Origin of the sequence: Chengkuizengella sediminis, assembly GCF_010078385.1 — a bacterium.
In the GTDB taxonomy this organism is placed as follows: Bacteria; Bacillota; Bacilli; order Paenibacillales; family KCTC-33759; genus Chengkuizengella; species Chengkuizengella sediminis.
The window spans coordinates 618,455-638,385 of the sequence record NZ_SIJC01000001.1; the positions used below are offsets into that span (position 1 = coordinate 618,455).

General features: G+C 34.2%; 21 protein-coding genes. 2 read left to right on the forward strand and 19 right to left on the reverse strand.

What is annotated here, in order from left to right:
* Positions 1–103: 103 nt before the first annotated feature.
* A complete protein-coding gene (locus EPK97_RS03070; RefSeq protein WP_162035117.1) occupies positions 104–1,018 on the forward strand; it encodes a hypothetical protein in 915 nt (304 codons plus the stop codon).
* Positions 1,019–1,109: 91 nt separating this feature from the next.
* Here EPK97_RS03070 and EPK97_RS03075 read toward each other — a convergent pair whose 3' ends face one another.
* From EPK97_RS03075 to gpr, 16 genes are all read right to left on the reverse strand, one after another.
* Complete coding sequence (locus EPK97_RS03075; protein WP_162035118.1) at positions 1,110–1,481, reverse strand: hypothetical protein; 372 nt, start codon at positions 1,479–1,481, stop codon at positions 1,110–1,112.
* Positions 1,478–1,810 (reverse strand): hypothetical protein, encoded by a 333-nt coding sequence (locus EPK97_RS03080; protein WP_162035119.1) that lies wholly within the window; start codon positions 1,808–1,810, stop codon positions 1,478–1,480. The genes EPK97_RS03075 and EPK97_RS03080 overlap by 4 nt, the downstream gene beginning before the upstream one ends.
* Before the next feature lie 12 nt (positions 1,811–1,822).
* Positions 1,823–1,963, reverse strand: a complete 141-nt coding sequence (locus tag EPK97_RS03085) for a YfhD family protein (RefSeq protein ID WP_162035120.1) — start codon at positions 1,961–1,963, stop codon at positions 1,823–1,825.
* Positions 1,964–2,058: 95 nt separating this feature from the next.
* The gene (locus EPK97_RS03090) at positions 2,059–2,415 is read right to left on the reverse strand and encodes an MmcQ/YjbR family DNA-binding protein (RefSeq protein ID WP_162035121.1); all 357 of its coding nucleotides are present in this window, start codon (positions 2,413–2,415) and stop codon (positions 2,059–2,061) included.
* A gap of 16 nt (positions 2,416–2,431) precedes the next feature.
* Positions 2,432–2,839 carry a GNAT family N-acetyltransferase gene (locus tag EPK97_RS03095; RefSeq protein WP_162035122.1) on the reverse strand — a complete coding sequence of 136 codons (408 nt, stop codon included), beginning with the start codon at positions 2,837–2,839 and terminating at the stop codon, positions 2,432–2,434.
* A gap of 257 nt (positions 2,840–3,096) precedes the next feature.
* Positions 3,097–4,215, reverse strand: coding sequence for a molecular chaperone DnaJ (dnaJ, locus tag EPK97_RS03100; RefSeq protein ID WP_162035123.1), 1,119 nt, complete (start codon positions 4,213–4,215; stop codon positions 3,097–3,099).
* A gap of 479 nt (positions 4,216–4,694) precedes the next feature.
* Positions 4,695–6,542 carry a molecular chaperone DnaK gene (dnaK, locus tag EPK97_RS03105; RefSeq protein WP_162035124.1) on the reverse strand — a complete coding sequence of 616 codons (1,848 nt, stop codon included), beginning with the start codon at positions 6,540–6,542 and terminating at the stop codon, positions 4,695–4,697.
* A 66-nt stretch (positions 6,543–6,608) separates the two neighbouring features.
* Positions 6,609–7,199, reverse strand: coding sequence for a nucleotide exchange factor GrpE (gene grpE, locus EPK97_RS03110; protein WP_162035125.1), 591 nt, complete (start codon positions 7,197–7,199; stop codon positions 6,609–6,611).
* A gap of 64 nt (positions 7,200–7,263) precedes the next feature.
* Positions 7,264–8,280: a heat-inducible transcriptional repressor HrcA gene (hrcA, locus tag EPK97_RS03115; RefSeq protein WP_162035126.1), complete on the reverse strand. Its 1,017-nt coding sequence runs from the start codon at positions 8,278–8,280 to the stop codon at positions 7,264–7,266.
* 244 nt (positions 8,281–8,524) lie between these two features.
* Positions 8,525–9,685: a radical SAM family heme chaperone HemW gene (hemW, locus tag EPK97_RS03120; RefSeq protein WP_162035127.1), complete on the reverse strand. Its 1,161-nt coding sequence runs from the start codon at positions 9,683–9,685 to the stop codon at positions 8,525–8,527.
* A 36-nt stretch (positions 9,686–9,721) separates the two neighbouring features.
* Entirely contained in the window at positions 9,722–10,534 is an 813-nt protein-coding gene (locus EPK97_RS03125; protein ID WP_162035128.1) for an undecaprenyl-diphosphate phosphatase, read from the reverse strand.
* 106 nt (positions 10,535–10,640) lie between these two features.
* Positions 10,641–12,455, reverse strand: coding sequence for a translation elongation factor 4 (gene lepA, locus EPK97_RS03130; RefSeq protein WP_162035129.1), 1,815 nt, complete (start codon positions 12,453–12,455; stop codon positions 10,641–10,643).
* A gap of 88 nt (positions 12,456–12,543) precedes the next feature.
* Positions 12,544–12,882, reverse strand: coding sequence for a DUF3679 domain-containing protein (locus EPK97_RS03135; protein ID WP_162035130.1), 339 nt, complete (start codon positions 12,880–12,882; stop codon positions 12,544–12,546).
* A 4-nt stretch (positions 12,883–12,886) separates the two neighbouring features.
* Entirely contained in the window at positions 12,887–14,089 is a 1,203-nt protein-coding gene (gene spoIIP / locus EPK97_RS03140) for a stage II sporulation protein P (RefSeq protein WP_162035131.1), read from the reverse strand.
* 171 nt (positions 14,090–14,260) lie between these two features.
* Positions 14,261–15,397 (reverse strand): hypothetical protein, encoded by a 1,137-nt coding sequence (locus EPK97_RS03145; RefSeq protein ID WP_162035132.1) that lies wholly within the window; start codon positions 15,395–15,397, stop codon positions 14,261–14,263.
* An 18-nt stretch (positions 15,398–15,415) separates the two neighbouring features.
* Positions 15,416–16,405: a GPR endopeptidase gene (gpr, locus tag EPK97_RS03150; RefSeq protein WP_162035133.1), complete on the reverse strand. Its 990-nt coding sequence runs from the start codon at positions 16,403–16,405 to the stop codon at positions 15,416–15,418.
* A 194-nt stretch (positions 16,406–16,599) separates the two neighbouring features.
* Between gpr and rpsT the strand changes: the two genes are divergently transcribed.
* The gene (rpsT, locus tag EPK97_RS03155) at positions 16,600–16,860 is read left to right on the forward strand and encodes a 30S ribosomal protein S20 (protein ID WP_162035134.1); all 261 of its coding nucleotides are present in this window, start codon (positions 16,600–16,602) and stop codon (positions 16,858–16,860) included.
* Positions 16,861–16,967: 107 nt separating this feature from the next.
* Here rpsT and holA read toward each other — a convergent pair whose 3' ends face one another.
* From holA to EPK97_RS03170, 3 genes are all read right to left on the reverse strand, one after another.
* Positions 16,968–17,987: a DNA polymerase III subunit delta gene (holA, locus tag EPK97_RS03160; protein ID WP_162035135.1), complete on the reverse strand. Its 1,020-nt coding sequence runs from the start codon at positions 17,985–17,987 to the stop codon at positions 16,968–16,970.
* A 280-nt stretch (positions 17,988–18,267) separates the two neighbouring features.
* On the reverse strand, positions 18,268–19,227 hold the full coding sequence (locus tag EPK97_RS03165) for an anti-sigma factor family protein (protein ID WP_162035136.1): 960 nt from the start codon (positions 19,225–19,227) through the stop codon (positions 18,268–18,270).
* The gene (locus tag EPK97_RS03170; protein WP_162035137.1) at positions 19,224–19,772 is read right to left on the reverse strand and encodes a sigma-70 family RNA polymerase sigma factor; all 549 of its coding nucleotides are present in this window, start codon (positions 19,770–19,772) and stop codon (positions 19,224–19,226) included. Before EPK97_RS03170 ends, EPK97_RS03165 begins: the two co-directional genes overlap by 4 nt.
* Positions 19,773–19,931 lie beyond the last annotated feature (159 nt).

The window sequence follows — 19,931 nt, forward strand, 5'->3', positions numbered from 1 at the left end:
TTTTGTATATTAAATGGAATAATGAATTGTATTGAAAATAGTTTGCAATCGTGGTAAAATCCTACATCAGGAATAGATATAGAAGACATCAGGAGGAGACACCATGTTAAAGAGTATCAAAAACTTGCTTTATATTTTATTAGTTATCATTTTTATCACTGTAATAGGTTGTACTAATGAAGATCTAACAGATCAACCTGTTGGAGAAAATCAAACTGATGAACAGTCTTTCAAAATAACGGTTGAATTTCAAGAACTCATTGAAGATAATACAAAACCAGGTCAATTATATGAGTTCATAGATGAACAATTAGATAATATTTCTAAGGATGTTCTTACGAATTTATTAATAGGTATAGAGGATCAGTTATCAGCACAATTTGAAGACTTTAGTCAAGTTCTACAAGGTGATGAGGTTCAATTAACACTAGAGGAAATATTCAATGAAAACACTTTTGAGATTGAAGAAATACAAGATGAAACACTAAAAGAAGAATTATCTGAAATCGTACAGAATGGATATAAAATCGAATTATTAAAAGGATTTTATTCAATTAAAATTGATTATACTCAAATGGAAAAATACAAAGTGAATGTGACTGAAGAAATGTCTGAATATATTACGATTCAAGCGAAGGAATCTTCAGAACTATACGAGGAAGATTTAATGTTAACCATTACGTGGGACGAACTCTCAGATCGTTTAGCTCATACTGAAAAATTCTTATCCTCTTATCCAGAGTCAGTCAGAGCAAATGTGGTAGAAAGAATGTACTTAAATTATTTGATACCATATTTACAAGGATTACCTAACTCACCAGCATATGATATAGAATCAAAAAAATTCAATCAAGAACTCATTGATAACTATACACAATGGATTGAAACATATCCTGATTCACGTACCACTCTTATTATAAAAGAGTATTTACAGAACCTAGATGATGCTAATTATTTATATACTTCTGAAGTAGCAAAATCTTTAGACAAGTTATTAGAACAACATTTAACACAGTAATAATTTTAGATAAAATAAAAGCCCTGCTATGTCAAGTAGGGCTTTTGACTGTTTAGGTATGCAAGTACTAATCACTTACTTTTTTAAGTATCTATACCATACCTCCACAAACTTCAATAACTTGAAGTGCATGTTGATATTGAGCCTCATCTATGCTTACAGTTAATAAAATATCTTTACCAGTTGGGGCTCCTTGCCCTCCATCACTCATTCCACTTGCACTTACATCAGCCGCAGCTAATATGCCAGCATCTGGCTCGCTAAAATCAGCATGTAAGGACAACTTTCCTATACTCGTAGTATCCCCATTCACTGGATTTGATATTTTAGTTATCCCTTCCCCTTGATATTTACTAAAGCGGTTTATATTGAGGTTGCTTGCCCTTAAAGATTTTAATTTCACTGCAGCTCCTTCTGCTTGTTCTGGAGAATTAAAATACGCTAATATGTTTTTTTTTGTCATTTTATTTGACCCCGACCCTGATGAATAAAATCAATTGCATCATTGATTGATTCTTGTGCAGTAACAAAACTAAGCATAATATTTTTGGAGTTAAGGTTTTGGTTGCCTATGTTTGTGAACCCCCATGCTGCCGGATAAACAAAACCTAATGATCCTTGAAAATAATTCCCAAGGCTCTGAGGCATTGCTGGAAAATTATCTGTTACTTGTTTATCAGTTAGTATTCTTTCTACAGAGATATCTTTTGTTTTTAATTTTTGTAACTTGATTGCCACACCTTCCGCCTGATCTTCTGTGTCAAAATAAGCAATAATATGTTTATTACCCATAACAAAAACTCCCTATTTATTAATTTGTCTTTGATCAGCTTCCTTTGCTCTTTCTTGAGCTTTCAAATCATCTTCATCTGCTAATGATTCTGAAAATTCCACATCTTCATTTCTGGCAATAGGTAACTTTTTCTCTGGCTTTTTTTGATTCATTTTTACCCTCCTTTCTGAATCTCCTCAAACTCCATATATGTTTTACAACAATCAGTAATTTTATTCAGCAAAAAAACTCACCGATTGGCGAGTTTTTAAGAATTCAATACTATTTGTTTATCTGCTTTTTTTAAACTATTAAATACTAGCTGATATGACTGATCGACCATCTCTAATATCTCTTCATCTGGAATACTACCATCCATTAAAACCGTATTCCAATGTCTCTTATTTAGATGATAACCTCCTGTAACTGCTTTATACTTTTCACGTAAAATTTCTGCTAAAAATGGATCACACTTAAGACTAATGGAAGGATGCTCTTGACCATCTGAAATCAATGCAAACATTTTATTGCTTACCTTGATCACTAATGGTTCTGGTCCAAAAGGATAATCTTCCACAGCTCCTTGTTTCTTTAAACAATATGTCTTCAAATCTTCATATCTCATTTTAATCTCCTTTACCCTAATTCAATACTCTTTCCATAATAATATAATTTATTCCACTCTTTTGAAACGTTTGTTTGGATTTCTTAAGTCCAAATTTCTCATAAAAACTTGTTTTGTTTTCCCTCGCATTACACCATATCTTTGTAAGACCCATTTTTTTTGCTTCCTCAATAACATGATGTAACAACATGCCACCATACCCTTTACCTTGCTCACTCTGAAGTGTAGCAAATTTTCTAAATTGAGCAGTATTTTTTTCAATGAAAAGAGATACTACGGTTATAAGATGACCCTTTTGAAATAGTCCAAAATGAATTCCTAAGTCATCTTGATCTAATTTTATGTAATCGAATTCTTTATTGGGCCACATGACTATATGTCTCAAACCCCAAGTTTGTTCTTTGCTGATTCGTTTGATTTCCATCATCTCACCCCTTTAATAAAAAAAGTAATTAGAGGGTTTTCAGAAGTCAGTGGAAGTGCAAGGGATTGTTGGAGGAGTGGAACGTTCGCTTTTAAAATCGCAAATAATCCTTTTGATCTAATCAATAATTTGCGATTTTACAGTGACCGGAAATAACCCTTGCTCTGTAACGAAATTACTTGTTGTATGCCCTCTAAGAAAAAAACCGCAAGATTGCTCTCACGGTTTTTTGGTTCTATTTAGAAATGATAAATTTATCAGTCACCTAAAATTGCTTTTTTCATTCTTTCAAAAATGGACTGGTGTTTTTCATGAGTATGCTCTCCATTTAACGCTGAAAAGTCTCGTAATAATTTCTTTTGGTCTTCGGATAATTTGGAAGGCGTTACAACAACCACTTTTACATGTTGATCACCTTGTCCGTATCCTCTAACACGCTGCACACCTTTTCCTTTCAAACGAAAATAGGTACCTGTCTGTGTTCCTGCAGGGATTTTCAATTTCACTTTTTCAGTTAGAGTGGGGATTTCAATTTCATCACCTAAAGCCGCTTGTGCAAAGGTAAGTGGTATTTCACAATATATATCATCGCCATCTCTTTCAAAAAACTCATGAGATTTAACACGTAAAACGATATATAAATCACCTGAAGGTCCACCTTTTTTCCCTGCTTCACCTTCACCTGAGATTCTAATTTGTGATCCTTCATCTACTCCAGCAGGAATTTTCACATTGATTTTTCTTTGATTTTTCACTTGTCCTGAACCATGACATTTACCACATTTATCTTTAATGGTCGTACCTTGACCATTACATGTAGTACATACTCGACGATTTACGATACGTCCAAATGCAGTATTCTGAACAACCTCCTGTTGACCTGATCCATTACATGTAGAACAAGTTTCCTTTTTAGTACCTGGTTTAGCCCCGGAACCTGAACAACGATCACATGTTTCTGTACGAGGAATTTTAATTTCCGTTTCCTTCCCAAAAACCGCTTCTTTAAATTCAATCGTCATCGTATATTGTAAATCTGCACCTCTTTGTGGTGCATTTGGATTACGTCTTTGTCCGCCGCCACCACCAAAAAACATATCGAAGATATCACCGAAACCACCAAAGTCAGCACCACCTGCTCCGCCCATTCCTTGGTTGGGGTCCACATGACCAAACTGATCATAGGTCGCTCTTTTTTGATCATCACTTAATACATCATATGCTTCTTTAACCTCTTTAAATTTCTCTTCAGCATCAGAAGATTTATTTACATCCGGATGATATTGACGAGCTAACTTGCGATAAGCTTTTTTGATTTCATCGCCTGAAACATCTTTGCCTAAACCGAGAACTTCATAATAATCTCGTTTACTCATCACTTCACTCCATTCTATTCCAATTAAACATATAACCTTTAAATGAGTGTTCAAAAAGTTCAGTTTTCAGTACCGAGAAGATTGTACGAACATTTAGATCACCCCAAAAAGTGAAGAACCCCATAGATGTAATTCCGAATACTTTTCGGGGACCCCGAAAACAACGGAGCACTAGATTACATGAGCACAGGGCTGGCTTCTTTGAATGTTAGGGCCCCGAAAAAGTAATAGGTTTAATTACACCGTGCTTCTACACTTTTTTGGGTATAGTCTTTATTCGATGTCGAAACCACTTCCTCGAAAAACTTCGTGATCACTACTTAATACCAGTCACTTCCCTGTGACTAACGCAGTACCAGCACGTCCTGTGCCGGCAAAAGTGGACTTTTTGAACTACCTTTGTATATACAAGTTTATAGTCAAAGCCAAGATATTGCTTGACTTTGACTATTCTTTAAACCTTTTATTTTTGTTTAAGATTATTTGTTCTCTTTTTCATCTACAACTTCGTAATCTGCATCTACGACGTTATCTTTTGCAGCATTACCAGGCTCTGCATTTCCATCTGCCCCTTCAGCTGCTTGTGCTTCTTGAGCTGCTTGCTCGTATAATTTTACAGATAATTGTTGTACTATTTCAGTAAGTTCTTCAGAAGCTTTTTTGATCTCATCAGTATCATCGCCTTCTAAAGCCTTTTTCACTTTATCCTTAGCTTCGTTCGTTTTATCAATTTCTGCTTGATCCACTTTATCTCCAAGATCATTTAATGTTTTTTCAGCAGTATAAACTAACTGATCTGCCTCATTTCTTGCTTCTACAGCTGCTTTGCGCTTCTCATCTTCTTCTTTAAATTTCTCAGCATCCTGAGTCATTTGTTCAATTTCGTCATCAGATAAACCGCTGGAAGAAGTAATCGTGATTTTTTGACTCTTACCAGTACCTTTATCTAAAGCTGATACATTCACGATTCCATTCGCATCGATATCAAATGTAACTTCAATTTGAGGGATTCCACGTGGTGCAGGAGGAATATCTCCTAACATAAAACGTCCTAATGTTTTATTATCTGCTGCCATTGCACGTTCCCCTTGAAGAACATGGATTTCAACACTTGTTTGGTTATCAGCATATGTTGAATACACTTGTGATTTACTTGTTGGGATTGTTGTATTGCGGTCAATCATCTTCGTAAATACACCACCAGCAGTTTCAATACCCAATGTAAGAGGCGTAACATCTAATAATACAACGTCTTGAACATCACCTGTAAGTACACCTGCTTGAACCGCAGCTCCAAGTGCTACTACTTCATCTGGATTTACACCTTTATGAGGTTCTTTACCCGTTAATTTTTTTACTGCTTCTTGTACTGCTGGAATTCTAGTAGAACCACCAACTAATACAATTTTATCTATTTCACTAGCACTTAAACCAGAATCACTGATTGCTTGTCTAGTAGGTGCTAACGTCTTTTCTATTAAATCTGTTGATAATTCTTCAAACTTCGCTCTAGTTAAGTTCACTTCTAAATGCTGAGGAACTCCATCTACTACTGTAATAAACGGTAATGAAATCGTAGTAGTCACTATTCCAGAAAGTTCTTTTTTCGCTTTTTCAGCAGCATCTTTCAAACGTTGAACAGCCGCTTTATCTTTACTTAAATCAATTCCATGTTCTTTTTTGAACTCGGATACTAGATGATCGATAATCACTTGGTCAAAATCGTCTCCACCTAAACGATTATTCCCACTTGTAGCTTTTACTTCAAAAAATCCATCACCTAATTCAAGAATAGATACATCAAATGTACCTCCACCTAAATCATATACTAAAATCGTTTGGTCTTCATCTTTTTCCAAACCATATGCTAAAGCTGCAGCTGTTGGTTCATTTACAATACGAAGCACCTCTAGTCCAGCAATTTTACCAGCATCTTTAGTTGCTTGACGCTGACTATCATTAAAATAAGCTGGTACAGTAATAACTGCTTGTGTAACCGTTGATCCTAAATATGCTTCTGCATCTGACTTTAATTTCTGTAATATAATTGCAGATAATTCTTGTGGGCTATACTCTTTACCCTCAATTGTAGTTTTAAAATCAGTTCCCATATGACGTTTGATGGAAATAACTGTTCCATCTGGGTTTGTGATCGCTTGACGTTTAGCCGTTTCACCAACGATTCGTTCACCATCTTTTTTAAATCCAATAACGGACGGTGTAGTTCTATTCCCTTCTGGATTAGGAATAACGATCGCTTCTCCACCTTCCATAACAGCAACACATGAATTTGTAGTTCCTAAATCAATACCTATTACTTTACTCATCTATGAGTAACCCTCCTTATAATAATCCTACTTTTATTTTTATTAATCATGATGATTTGTGTATTATTAACTACTTACTTTAACCATCGCAGGTCTGAGTACCTTATCTTTTAGAATGTAACCTTTTTGAACTTCTTCCACTACGATACCTTCCTCATGTTCTTCAGATTCTACCTGCATGATAGCTTGATGGTATTCTGGATTAAATGGTTGACCTACGGATTCTATTGGTTTTAAATCCTCACTGTCAAATGTTTGTTTCATTTGATCAAATACCATTTCAATTCCTTTCATCAATGAATCGAAATCTTTCGTTTCAGCACTTGATGAAATGGCTCTTTCAAAATTATCTATAACAGGAAGCAGCTGCTCGATGAGTCCTTTTGAAGCGTATTTTAGAGCTTCTTCCTTTTCCAGTCTAGTTCTGCGACGGAAGTTATCAAAGTCTGCCTGAGTTCTAAGTAATTTCTGTTGACTTTCATCAGCATTTTTTTTCAGTTCATCAATATCTTGTTTATCCATAAGTATTTGTTCTTCTACGTTTTGCTCTTCTTCGTCACTTAGATTTTCATCAGCCATATTTTCTAAACCTTCGTTCTCTTGATCGTTTAGTATTTGTTCTTGTTCATTCGTTTTTGCTTGATCTGTTTGACTCATACAATCACCTCCTTAGTGAAATAAATACATTTCCAATAATATTATTTATTTCTATCATCTTCACTTATCTATAATAGAATTTAACTAAGTCATCTGTTAAATGATTTAATAAGTTTATCACTCTTTCATATTCCATACGTGTGGGGCCCAGGATACCAATTGTTCCAATTGAATGACCTTCCATTTTATAAGTTGCTGTAATTAAGCTGCAATTTTGAATTTGTTTCACATCATTTTCAGGTCCTATTGTTACTTGAATCCCTTTGGGTACATTAGAAAATAGTTCGACCCATGTTTCTGTTTCATTGATTAAGTCTAAAATATTTTTTACAGTTGACACATCGTTAAATTCAGGTTGTGTTAACATATTGGTTGTGCCACTCATGTAAATGCGCTCTTGTTTGTTCGTTTCAAATACTTCATCTAACATGTGCATTAATTCATGGTGTTGGTTGACATATTTTTTCAATTCATTGCTTAGCTCATTGTAAAGTTTTGATTTCAATGAGATGAGAGGTTCTCCACGCAATCTGCTGTTTAAAACATTAATACATTTTTCAATTTCGTCAATGGATATACCTTCTGGAATTTGAACCTTCTTATTTTCAACTTCACCTGTGTCTGTAACAATAATGAGGACACCTGTAACATCATTAATGGAGATGAATTGAAGATGTTTTAAGGTTGTATTAAATAATTCAGGTCCAAGCGCAATGGAAGTATATTGAGTCATATCTGATAAAATTGAAGCTACTTCTTGCAGAATTTCTTCTGTTTTATTCAGTCTCTTCTTAAAATAATTTTTAATAGATACTATCTCTTGATTTTTTGACTTCGTTAAACTAATGAGATGATCCACAAAATATCTGTAACCTTTATGAGAGGGAATACGTCCAGCAGAGGTATGAGGTTGTTCTAAAAAACCCATTTCCTCTAAGTCAGACATTTCGTTTCTTATCGTAGCAGGACTAAACCCAACATCACTGCGTTTTGATATGCTTCTTGAACCAATTGGCTCTGCAGAGTGAATATAATCATTCACAATCGCACTTAAGATCATTCTCTGACGTTCTGTTAGCATTACTTCCCCTCCTTATTGTTACCCACAAAAGTGAGGTATAAAATATACGCCAAAAAGTGAAAACATCTCAAAATTGAATCTCTTCAAGAACTAAAATTAAAATGAACTTTTACCTTATCGTTAGCACTCATTCAAGTCGAGTGCTAATCACTAATAACAAAATACCAAATCAAATCATGTGTTGTCAAGTGAATCCAGTCTTTTTAACACAGCAATTTCATCACAGCAGTCTTGTTTTTTAAAATTATAGTGAAGAAATAAACTCAGCAAACACTTCATTTCCGAGCAATATTCCTCTTTTTGTTAATCTAAACCCGTTTTCAGTTGATTCTAACAGTTGATGGTTGATTAATTTATTCAGTTGCTTCTTAAATACTTGATCCATAGAATGTGAAAACTGTTGAATGAAATCTTCTTTGTTGACACCTTCCATCAAACGTAATCCAACCATCATAAAATCTTCCATTGCTTCATTTGGACTAACTTGATGTTCTTCTATTACAGGAAGCCCTTGATTAACGGCATCCAAATAATCTTGTACGCCTCTTACGTTCATATATCTTGTTCCTTGCATATAACTATGAGCTCCCGCACCTATACCGTAATAACTTTGATTGTTCCAATACATCTTATTATGATTGCTTTCAAAACCAGGTTTTGCAAAATTACTGATTTCATACTGTTGATATCCAGCTTCATTTAACCGGTTCATAATCAGTAAAAACATATTCAGTTCTTCCTCTTCAGCAGGAAGAGGCAATTTATCTTTCTGATACAAGGAATGGAAAACTGTGTTTTCTTCTACTTTTAAACTGTATATAGAATAATGCTGTAAATCTAGTGATAAGGCTTGATTTAAGCTTTCTTCCATATTTTTCAAAGTTTGATTTGGAAGACCAAACATTAAATCAATGGATAAATTATCAAAACCTATTTCTTTAGCATTTTTGATACTTTCATATACTTCAAAAGTATCATGGATTCTCCCTATATCCTTTAATATATCATTTTGAAATGACTGAACTCCAAAGCTGATGCGGTTCACTCCACCTGATTTCATGACTTTTAATTTTTCTACGTCCGTAGTACCTGGGTTTGCTTCCATTGTAAATTCAAGCTGTTCATGTTGATTTGGAAAATAATGATTCACTAATTGTAAAAAACTTTTCATTTGTTGAGGGTCTAAAATCGTAGGCGTTCCACCCCCTACAAAAATCGTTTCTATCTGTCCTGGTGGAAACTTCTCAACTGTAGCTTTTAGTTCTTTTTCCAATGCTACTAAATATTCATCGATAGGTGGTACTGGAAGTGCATACGTATTAAAATCGCAGTAATAACATTTATGTTTACAAAAGGGAATATGAATATATACAGCCTTTGCGGCAGAAGAATTGAAAGTAGTCATGATCAACATCCTTTTGGTTATACCAACTAATATAGGCTAAAAAAATAAAACAATGGTTCCAACGATTAAACAATACACTGTAAAAATAATTAGATTACCTCTTTGCATAATACCCATAAACCATTTCAGTGAAAAATATGAAGCAATTAATGCACCAAGAAAGGCTAGAACATAAGGAATGATTCTTGACTCTATTTCGGGTTCACTCATCATATCGGACATTCCAAACACCATGACTCCAACGCTGATTGGGATGTACAAAAAGAAAGAAAAACGCATCGCCGTCTCTTGTTTCCATCCCCTAGCAAGTGCTGCAACAATGGTTGCCCCTGAACGACTAATCCCTGGTATTAATGCGATAGCTTGTGCTAGACCAACGATTATCGCGTCTAATAAAGTAATATTCTGGTCGCTTTTTCTGCCTCTTAAATTTCTGATAAACCACAATGCTATACCTGTAATAATTAATGCAGCACCTATAATTTTCACATCATTTTCATTAAATGCCCCTGAAATGAAGTCTTCTAAAGTGATTCCTAATATCGCCGCGGGAATAGTAGCAATCAATAAATATACAACAAACATAAAATCTTTTTTATATTTGATGTCCTTCGTTTGTAAAAATTTAAAGCTTTGTTTTGATATATGAATTAAATCAGATCTATAAATGAGAAGCACTGCAAGTAAGGAAGCAAAATTCACTAAGATTTCAAAACTTAATCCTTCAACTTCTATCCCAAACCAGTGCCTTGCCAATAAAACATGTCCACTGGAAGATACAGGAATAGGCTCAGTGAATCCTTGTAAAACACCTAAAAACATATATTTAATTAATTCCCAAATATCCATATAGACCTCTCCCATATAATCAATGCTCGTTCATTCCAATTAAAAGACCGAGAGAATTTTCTCGGCCTTCCGTCATTCATTATCTTCTATCACCATTTCAGATTAACTATTCATCTAACTTTAAAACAGACATAAATGCTTCTTGCGGAACTTCAACATTTCCCACTTGTTTCATTCGTTTTTTACCTTCTTTTTGTTTTTCAAGTAGTTTTCTCTTTCTTGAAATGTCACCGCCATAACATTTTGCAAGTACGTTTTTACGCATTGCTTTTACCGTTTCACGTGCTATTATTTTTTGACCTATAGCTGCTTGAATAGGTACCTCAAACATTTGGCGAGGAATCAGATCCTTTAATTTCCCGCATATTGCACGTCCTCTATAAAAGGCTTTATCTCTGTGGACAATAAAAGACAGAGCATCCACCTGTTCACTGTTTAATAAGATATCCATTTTTACTAATTTTGATTTTTTATAATCAGAAACCTCATAATCGAAGGAAGCATACCCTTTTGTACTGGATTTCAAAATATCAAAAAAGTCATAAACCACCTCAGACAGTGGTATATCATAAATCACTTGTACTCGGTTTGTATCCAGATACTCCATGTTGATAAAATCACCGCGTTTATTTTGACATAAGTCCATTACAGACCCCACAAAGTCATTAGGTACAATAATTGAAGCTTTCACGTAAGGCTCTTCTATATAATCGACTTTTTGCGGATCAGGCATGTTAGACGGATTGTCAATTTCAATCATTTCACCACTAGTTTGAGTCACTCTAAATATGACACTCGGTGCCGTAGTGATTAATGGTATGTTAAACTCACGTTCTATGCGCTCTTGGATAATCTCCATATGCAGCAAGCCTAAAAATCCACAACGGAATCCAAATCCTAATGCACTTGAGGTCTCAGGTTCATATTTTAAAGATGCATCATTCAGTTCTAGCTTTTCCAAAGCTTCTCTAAGATCATTATAATCGGCTGTATCGATCGGATACAATCCACAATACACCATAGGGTTAATTTTTCTATACCCTGACAATGCTTCTAGTGCAGGATGAGTGGCATCTGTAACCGTATCCCCTACTCTTGTGTCCTTGACGTTTTTAATCCCTGCTACAATAAAACCAACATCACCTACTTGAAGCTCATCTACGATAGACATATTGGGTTTAAATGCTCCTACTTCAATGACCTCAAACGTTTTATCCGTAGCCATCATTTTAATTTTAGTCCCTGATTTAATGGATCCATCAATAACACGCACATACACAATGACACCTTTATATGCATCATAATGTGAATCAAATATCAATGCTTTCAATGGATTGTTAGCATCCCCTGTTGGTGCTGGAACTTTGGATACAACCTGTTCAAGAATATCTTCAATACCAATGCCTGCTTTAGCTGAAGCTAAAACAGCATCACTTGCATCCAGGCCAATTACATCTTCAACCTCCTGCTTAACCCTTTCAGGTTCAGCACTTGGTAAATCAATTTTATTGATAACTGGCAATATTTCTAAATTATTGTCCAAAGCCAAATACACGTTAGCTAAGGTTTGAGCTTCCGTGCCCTGTGCTGCGTCTACTACAAGCAAAGCTCCTTCACAAGCCGCCAAACTACGAGAAACCTCATATGTAAAGTCGACATGTCCTGGAGTGTCAATTAAATTAAGAATATATTCCTGACCATCCTTCGCAGTATAGTTTAATCGGACAGCCTGTAATTTTATTGTAATGCCGCGTTCCCTCTCCAAATCCATCTTGTCCAATACTTGATCCTGCATTTCTCTTGAGGTTAACGCGCCTGTAAATTCTAAAATTCGATCTGCTAAAGTAGATTTTCCATGATCAATGTGTGCTATAATTGAAAAATTTCGAATACGACTTTGTCTTTCATGTACGTCTGTCATGCTAAACCCCCATAAATTACTTGCAAATATACATTCCCTTTATTATACCACAAGTGTATGTAAAGTGAACATTGCTTACAATTGGAGGTTAGGAAAACAGGGCATGAAATACAGAAACTATGACTTCAATACCTTTATGTGCAGTCGATTGGAGAACATTTCCGATTTTAACACTTAATCCAGAAGATTCTTCCGTAGGAGTGGTCAAACTTAACCTTGGGGAATCCTCCTCTTCTTCAGCGGATATCTCATCATCCGATTTTTGATTTTCTGATTGGATCTCACTTGAAGTGGAAATCTCCTCTGCCCCCGTCTCCAAGGGACCATGAATTTCTTCAATACCTTGTTTAGCAAGCTCAACACCAAAAAAAACACAAAAACTAACAATAAAAAATAAAAGCAATAGTTGGATACTAAATCGAGCCATAACATTAACCTCCCACTCCAGTATCTACCTTCTCAGCCTCCCAAACGATATCTGATAAAGCTTTTGCTAAAAGATCGATTGTCCGATTTGATTCCTCGATCGTATTTTCAACGCCTCCAACTTCAATAACAATACTATTTGGAGAAAACGACTGATTATATTCACCGTTACCATCAGTACTTGACTTTGACCAGATACCACGAGAAATACCAGGATATTGTTTTTCTATAGCATCATGAATCTTGGTCGCAAAAGCTTCATTAGCTCTCCAGTTTGGGTTACTTGCTCCGATGATAAAATAAAATTTGGCATAATCAACTCCATCAATATTGATTGTTGTTACTTCTCTCCCTTGGCTGTCCCTATGAATATCTATAAAATAATTAAATGTAGGGTTTACAGCAAATGCTTCTTCTACTGTTTTTAAAGAATATTTGTATGAGAAGTTCCAATTGTATCCCCCTACACTCTCTTCATAATCTTTATCTGAACTAACTGCTACAATTCCTAAATTTTTTAAGGATTTTTCTAATCGTTTACCTAAAGCTGTTACATTCGTTTTCCCATCGTAAACTTGACCCGATTCTGTCAACCAAGATTCTCTATTATGTGAATGGTATATAAAAACAAGAGGGTTACCATCCGCTGCAACTTTAACTTCTTGATCTTCTACATTTAAGTTGTCATCACTTGAGCCTGGTTCAGTGGTCTGGTCTATAGTATCCTCTTGGGGTTGAGTTTCTATAATTGGATCTAGTTTTTGAAGATTTTCATCATTGTTTTCATTAAAATCAAAATGAGTCGGAGGTAAATCAAGTGGTTCTACTACATCATTTTTATCTGATCCTCCTCGAAGTAAAACTACTTTTTCAAAAGCAAGGCCTGGGACTTCACTTGCAAGCAAACTTTTGGGATCATTTGGATTAATGCTAGTCATATATCTAAACAAAAAATTAAGAACATTTTTTTGAGAAAATGTAGTGCTATTTAACCCACTTTTCATTTGTGGTATTTCTACTGCCATCATATCCACAAAAAATTGACTTGATACAGAAGTACCTAACCCCTGCATTGTAACAATAGGAGATGTAACCATTTTTGATTGAGTATAACTTCCAATGGAAAGCATCAGAAACATTGTGAGTGTTCCTAAGGATAAAGTAATAAAAACTCTTAATATCACCCCGAAAATAGTAGATTGGTTCATAATCTCTCCTCCAAAGCAGCATGTCTTATTTGAATCTATCTATTTATAATCTATGAATTTGAAAAAAAGATAGAACCTATTTTTCAAATGGATTGTAATTCAAAAAAGTTATAATTGTGCAGGCAAAAAAAGCAAAAGATCACCTGTCGGTGATCTTTTGAAAATAACAATTTAAATATTTTTAGTCACATAGTATATTTTCCATTCATTTGTGATGGCATTTTTTTGTAAATGAAAAGTATATACTACAATCTGGTTTTTATTGTGTTTTGTTGTCAAAATTACTTTAATTGGGATTTCTAACCACAAATCCTCATGTTGTTCTTCAGAATATGAAGATAATCTACGAATTTTTGAGGTGGATTCCATCTCCACTTTAAAGGATCTAATTTGTTCATGGTTTTTATGGGGAAATAATGTCTTTAATAAAAACAAATCCTTTTGATTCAGTGCAATAAAAAAACTCTCAATGACATCATTCGGAGTCGCACTTTGAATGTACTGTCTCCACAATCCTGCAGCTTTATATAACATGGATTGATGAGATGGATCTGCATTTCTTAAACGATGTGTTGTGCTCCCTAGAAAATGAATACAAAAATGACCAGAGAAATCATTATGTGGTATGCCATCTCCACCATGAGGCATGCCATTCATTGAACCTGCTATCGAATAGTCTTCGCCTTGTATCAATACTGCTCTTCGATTCCAACTCCATTGTCCGTTATAAATCTGTTTCATGATTTTGGAATCTTTTGCTGTTAAAGGTTGTACATCAGCATGTTTACTCCCAGCTCGTCTCTGAACTTTAAAACTTAATCCTGATTCTAAATCAATGACTGTAAAGATCGAATATTTCGGTAATTTTTGCCTTGCCTGATCCCAAGTTATTAATTGCCCATAATGTTTTTGGCGAACGATACTTACATATTTATTTAATTTTTTTTTAAAATCACTTGGCAATTGTAATAATATACCCTGTTTTTCATCTATTAGATTGAACATTTCATTTATCACGTAGGTTTTTGTTTGATTCTTGTTTTGTATTGTTAGCGTGGCATCAGACAATTCATGATATGTTACTTTGGTTTTCATTGTATCTTTATCTGTTAGTATTTTCTCAACCATTTTAAATAATTCTTTGGATCTTATCGCTAAAGTGGACGTGTGGTTGGATGATTCTGAGCTCTGTATTTGAATAACGATTTGTTTTAAATTCTGATTTGACCTTTTTTCTAATCCTAAAGAATTGTTGGGTAAAATTAAAAATAAAAAAATGAAAAGGTACAATAGTAGCTTTTTTCTCATGGATATCTCCTATAATCATTAATGTGTGTATGCTGCTACATTATCTGTATCCACTGCCTCATGAAGAGATGCATTTAAGCCATTAGCAATAATATTTGCAATATCCTCAATAAATTCATCTATTTCCTTCGGTGTAACTAGTAAATCATGTCCCATGGGATTTAGAACTTCTCTTACTAAATTTAATCGTTCTTGATCCGTCATTTTATCCAAAGCTCCAAAAATAAATTCTGTATTGTCCGTTTGTTTTTTAAAATGATTAATCGCCATTTGAATACTATTATTTACAATAGTGGAAGCATACACAACCGTTGGAACTCCTATTGCAATACAGGGTACACCTAACGTTTCTTTATTTAGTCCTTTTCTCTTGTTCCCAATCCCAGAACCAGGATGAATACCTGTATCAGCAATTTGTATCGTTGTATTTACACGATCTAAGGCCATAGAAGCTAAAGCATCAATGGCTACTACTACGTCAGGTTTAGATTTTTCAACGATCCCGTGGACAATTTCACTTGTTTCGATTCCAGTTATACCTAATACACCTGGTGCTACTGCACTTACTTCTCGATATCCTTCCTGAACTTGATTCGGCATTAATTCAAAAAAATGTCTTGTCACCATCACATTTTCAACAACAATAGGACCTAGAGCATCTGGAGTTACATTCCAATTCCCTAAACCTACAACTAATATTTTTGCATTTGGTTCTATTTTAATGTCCTTTAACAGCTGTTCAAACTCTTTAGCAAGTTTTGTTGCCACTTGGTTTTGCAGTTCAGAATCCTTTTTTCTTAAACCAGGAACTTCAATCGTAATATAATGACCTTTCATTTTTCCAATAGCTCTAGAACCTTCCTCATCTAAAACTTTAATTTTGGTGATAGTAACCCCCTCATCTGATCTAGTTTCTGTATGTACACCTGGAATTTGCCCCCCCATACGATTGGATGCTAATTCGGTAGCTTCTAGTGCAAGGTCAATACGTTCTGAATATGTATCCATAACTTAACTCCTTCCAAAACTGTTTTGAAGTACAAAAAAACGTCCATCTTATTTTGTCATTGATTTTGTTTCGTTATACATCATGACAAGTATTGCAATTTTATAACCTGCATGATAGAATATTTAAAGTTGTCATTAGGAATACCTTTGAACGGTTTCTTATGTAACACCAAGGTCTTTAGGAGGTGAACTACATGCCTAATATCAAATCTGCTATTAAGAGAGTAAAAACTAGTGAAAAACGTCGTTTAATTAATGCTTCTAGAAAATCTGCACTACGTACTGCGATCAAAACTGTTGATACAGCAATTGATGATCAAAATGCAGAAAGTGCAAAAGCAGCACTAACTGACGCTATTAAAAAGCTTGATAAAGCGGCTTCCAAAGGATTAATCCATAAAAATGCTGCTTCTAGAAAAAAATCTCGCTTAACTAAAAAAGTTAATGCTCTTTAATCCTCATAGAGTGAAAGGTTCAATTATTTGATTCGAGTACCTCTTGTGGTTAAATTATGAAAATAAAACCCGCCATTCCATGACGGGTTTTTTAGTATGAGGATATCTTACATATTAACCTGAAATAAAAACTTCTCAACACCTAACACTTTATCAACTTGTCCACTTTTCATCTGAAAATCTAATTCAGCTAGCTTGTCTAATATGTCTACAAGATGCTCTTCTTGATATAGTTTACCTTGCCCATCAGCAATTTTAACAGCGTAGGGATGGATACTTAATTGCGATGAGACTTGGTATTGTGAATAACCTTTACTGGATAATTCCTTCACCTGTAAAATAATGCGAAATTGCCTAGCAATAAGTGAAACAATTTTAATCGGCTCTTCTTTTTGTTTTAAAAGAGTATAAAAAATAGTTAGAGCCTTATCAAGTTTTTTCTTTACAATTTCATCAACTAATATAAAAATGTTTTGTTCAGTACTGCGTACAACTAACTGTTGAATCATCTCACTGGTAATTTCTTGATCCACTCCTGCGAATAAACAACACTTTTCAATCTCTCCATCCAAAGTTTGTAAATTCGTACCCGCATATAAAATAAAAGTTTCAATAGCCTGCTGTGAAATGTAGCTCCCATTTTTTTTCACTCTATTTTGTACCCATTTTGATAATTCATTTGGCTTTAAAGAAGGGAATGAAATAATGTAATTTTGTTTTTTTAATAACTTCACTATTTTTTTTCTTTCGTCTAATTTCTCAGCATTGACATAAAGAACTAATACAGAATAATCTACTGGTGAGTTAATGTATTTTTCTAACTTCTCAATCTGATGTTCGATCTTAGATTTATCCCTTGTTCCTGTCAAAAAACTTGCGTTTTTAGCAATGACTAATTTATTAGGTACCATAAACGGAAGGGTTTCAACATCTTCAACAACTTGGTCAATACTTGTTTCAGTTAAATCAAAGTGAATTAATGCGAAATCCTTATGTACAGGATCAATAAATTCATTCGTTAAAAATTGAATAAATTCGTTCATTAAAAATTTTTCTGTACCATAACATAAATATATAGGTAAAATTTTTTTTTGTTTTATTTGTTTTACTGCTTCCTTATATTCCATAATATCCCTCATCTACTCTTTGTTAATCAACTAATCTGCCAAGAATAGTATAACAAAGAGATCACTTCAAAACCAATGGATTTTAAAGTGATCTCTTCCTCAAAAAATCTATATAAACACTCGGTAATAAGCCCTAGAAACGTATTACCGGAGTGGTCAGCAACGCGGTTAATTTCGCGTTGTTGACTAATGAATAATATACTATATACATTTTACGCAAAAAGTGTGAATACATTCTTAAAAATTTTGGATAAGTGTTCAAAAAGTTATGTTTTCAATACTAAGAAGGTTGCATTGGATTAAAAATATCGATTTGTTCAGAATATTTCTTTTCACCGTCGAAAGTCTCTAACAGGATAAACTGACTATCCTCTAACCACTCTATTTTTGTAATGGATAAGTTATCCTCAATCTTTAAAGTAAATAATATTTCTTGATTATCTACTTTCTGTACAATAAGCTCACTTCCTCCTTCCTCTATAACTCGAGTGTTTATAACGTACTGACCATCTGGTGATACCGTTCCTTCAGCAATTAAGTCTTCTGAAAATGTCATTGATAACGTCGTATCTTCTTCAAGTACTGGAATTTTCACTTCTTCTTCAGATCCTGATTCCCCTACTTCTCCTGATCGTGATTCAGTACTTTCATTAGGTTCTTCACTCTCAATTTTCAGTGCTGCTTGATCATCATAATCCATTTTTGGTATTGGTATTTCAGCTGCATCAGCATCAAACCTATCCTCATCTAAAATTGTAGATTCTTCAGAAAGTGCTCTGTTTTCTGCGATGCTTTCCGGAGCAGATTGTTCTACCGCCATGTCGTTCATTATAAGGTTATCTCCTGAGTTTAAAGCTGTAAAAACGATCAATATTACAGCCGCAGCAGAAGCTCCAAGAAAAGCAATAGGTTTTGCTTTTTTGAACAAAGTTGTAAATGTCGTTTTTTTGATATTCGTAGTTAATGTTTCTTCTGTTTCACCCGTATCATGTACTTGTGTTTCAATTATATTTGCCTGATCAATTTCCTCTAATTGAGGTAATATTTGATCTACTATACTTACTGGTGGTGTTACTTGCGGTAACTGTTCTAATTCAATCGAAACATTTTTTAATCGTTCAAACATCTCTGTACAAGAATGACAATCGCTGATATGGTCGATCATTTGCTGATGTTCTTCTTTATTTAAATCACCATCAAGGTCTCTTTGCATAAGTTGTATCACCTCTTGACATTTCATCCTTGTACACCACCTTTCTGATATTCATGGAGTAATTTCTGCAGTTGTTGCCTAGCTCTAAATAAATACGATTTCACAGTGTTCAAAGGTAAATCAAGTGAGATAGAGATCTCGTTGTAAGAAAAATCCTGCAAATACCTTAAAACAACAACCATACGATGATGTTCAGGTAATTTAGCAATCGCTTCTTCAATATCTTTTGCCACATATGCAGATAAAATTTCTTTCTCCACATTATCATCACCTTTAATCACTATTTCGTGCTCTTCAATAGAGACATTCGTTTTTTTCTTGCGAAACTTATCAATACAAACATTTGTAACGATTCTTTGTATCCAAGTTTTAAATAATGCTTTTTCTTCGTATAAATGAATTTTAGAATAAATTTTAATAAGTGATTCTTGCGCTGCATCCATCGCATCATGTTCATTGCCTAATATATAAAAAGCGGTGCGATATATGTGGGTTTCAATTTCTCTTAATACTTGTATTAAAGCTTCCCGATCCCCATTTTGAGCATTTTTAATTATTTCTGGCTCTACCACAAATGGGCCCCCTCTCTTACAACTATATTGACGATAAAAAGATCAAATATGTTGCAGTGAAATATTTTATACATTTTATTACCAACGGTCAATGCAAAGTATAAACATTCTATTTTCTATAGTAATCCTATTACAAATATATCAGAATCATGTTGAGTA

Coding starts and splice junctions, on each gene's coding strand:
- EPK97_RS03070 (WP_162035117.1), top strand. CDS start 104: ATGTTAAAGAGTATCAAAAACTTGCTTTATATTTTATTAGTTATCATT.
- EPK97_RS03075 (WP_162035118.1), bottom strand. CDS start 1,481: ATGACAAAAAAAAACATATTAGCGTATTTTAATTCTCCAGAACAAGCA.
- EPK97_RS03080 (WP_162035119.1), bottom strand. CDS start 1,810: ATGGGTAATAAACATATTATTGCTTATTTTGACACAGAAGATCAGGCG.
- EPK97_RS03085 (WP_162035120.1), bottom strand. CDS start 1,963: ATGAATCAAAAAAAGCCAGAGAAAAAGTTACCTATTGCCAGAAATGAA.
- EPK97_RS03090 (WP_162035121.1), bottom strand. CDS start 2,415: ATGAGATATGAAGATTTGAAGACATATTGTTTAAAGAAACAAGGAGCT.
- EPK97_RS03095 (WP_162035122.1), bottom strand. CDS start 2,839: ATGGAAATCAAACGAATCAGCAAAGAACAAACTTGGGGTTTGAGACAT.
- dnaJ (WP_162035123.1), bottom strand. CDS start 4,215: ATGAGTAAACGAGATTATTATGAAGTTCTCGGTTTAGGCAAAGATGTT.
- dnaK (WP_162035124.1), bottom strand. CDS start 6,542: ATGAGTAAAGTAATAGGTATTGATTTAGGAACTACAAATTCATGTGTT.
- grpE (WP_162035125.1), bottom strand. CDS start 7,199: ATGAGTCAAACAGATCAAGCAAAAACGAATGAACAAGAACAAATACTA.
- hrcA (WP_162035126.1), bottom strand. CDS start 8,280: ATGCTAACAGAACGTCAGAGAATGATCTTAAGTGCGATTGTGAATGAT.
- hemW (WP_162035127.1), bottom strand. CDS start 9,685: ATGACTACTTTCAATTCTTCTGCCGCAAAGGCTGTATATATTCATATT.
- EPK97_RS03125 (WP_162035128.1), bottom strand. CDS start 10,534: ATGGATATTTGGGAATTAATTAAATATATGTTTTTAGGTGTTTTACAA.
- lepA (WP_162035129.1), bottom strand. CDS start 12,455: ATGACAGACGTACATGAAAGACAAAGTCGTATTCGAAATTTTTCAATT.
- EPK97_RS03135 (WP_162035130.1), bottom strand. CDS start 12,882: ATGGCTCGATTTAGTATCCAACTATTGCTTTTATTTTTTATTGTTAGT.
- spoIIP (WP_162035131.1), bottom strand. CDS start 14,089: ATGAACCAATCTACTATTTTCGGGGTGATATTAAGAGTTTTTATTACT.
- EPK97_RS03145 (WP_162035132.1), bottom strand. CDS start 15,397: ATGAGAAAAAAGCTACTATTGTACCTTTTCATTTTTTTATTTTTAATT.
- gpr (WP_162035133.1), bottom strand. CDS start 16,405: ATGGATACATATTCAGAACGTATTGACCTTGCACTAGAAGCTACCGAA.
- rpsT (WP_162035134.1), top strand. CDS start 16,600: ATGCCTAATATCAAATCTGCTATTAAGAGAGTAAAAACTAGTGAAAAA.
- holA (WP_162035135.1), bottom strand. CDS start 17,987: ATGGAATATAAGGAAGCAGTAAAACAAATAAAACAAAAAAAAATTTTA.
- EPK97_RS03165 (WP_162035136.1), bottom strand. CDS start 19,227: ATGAAATGTCAAGAGGTGATACAACTTATGCAAAGAGACCTTGATGGT.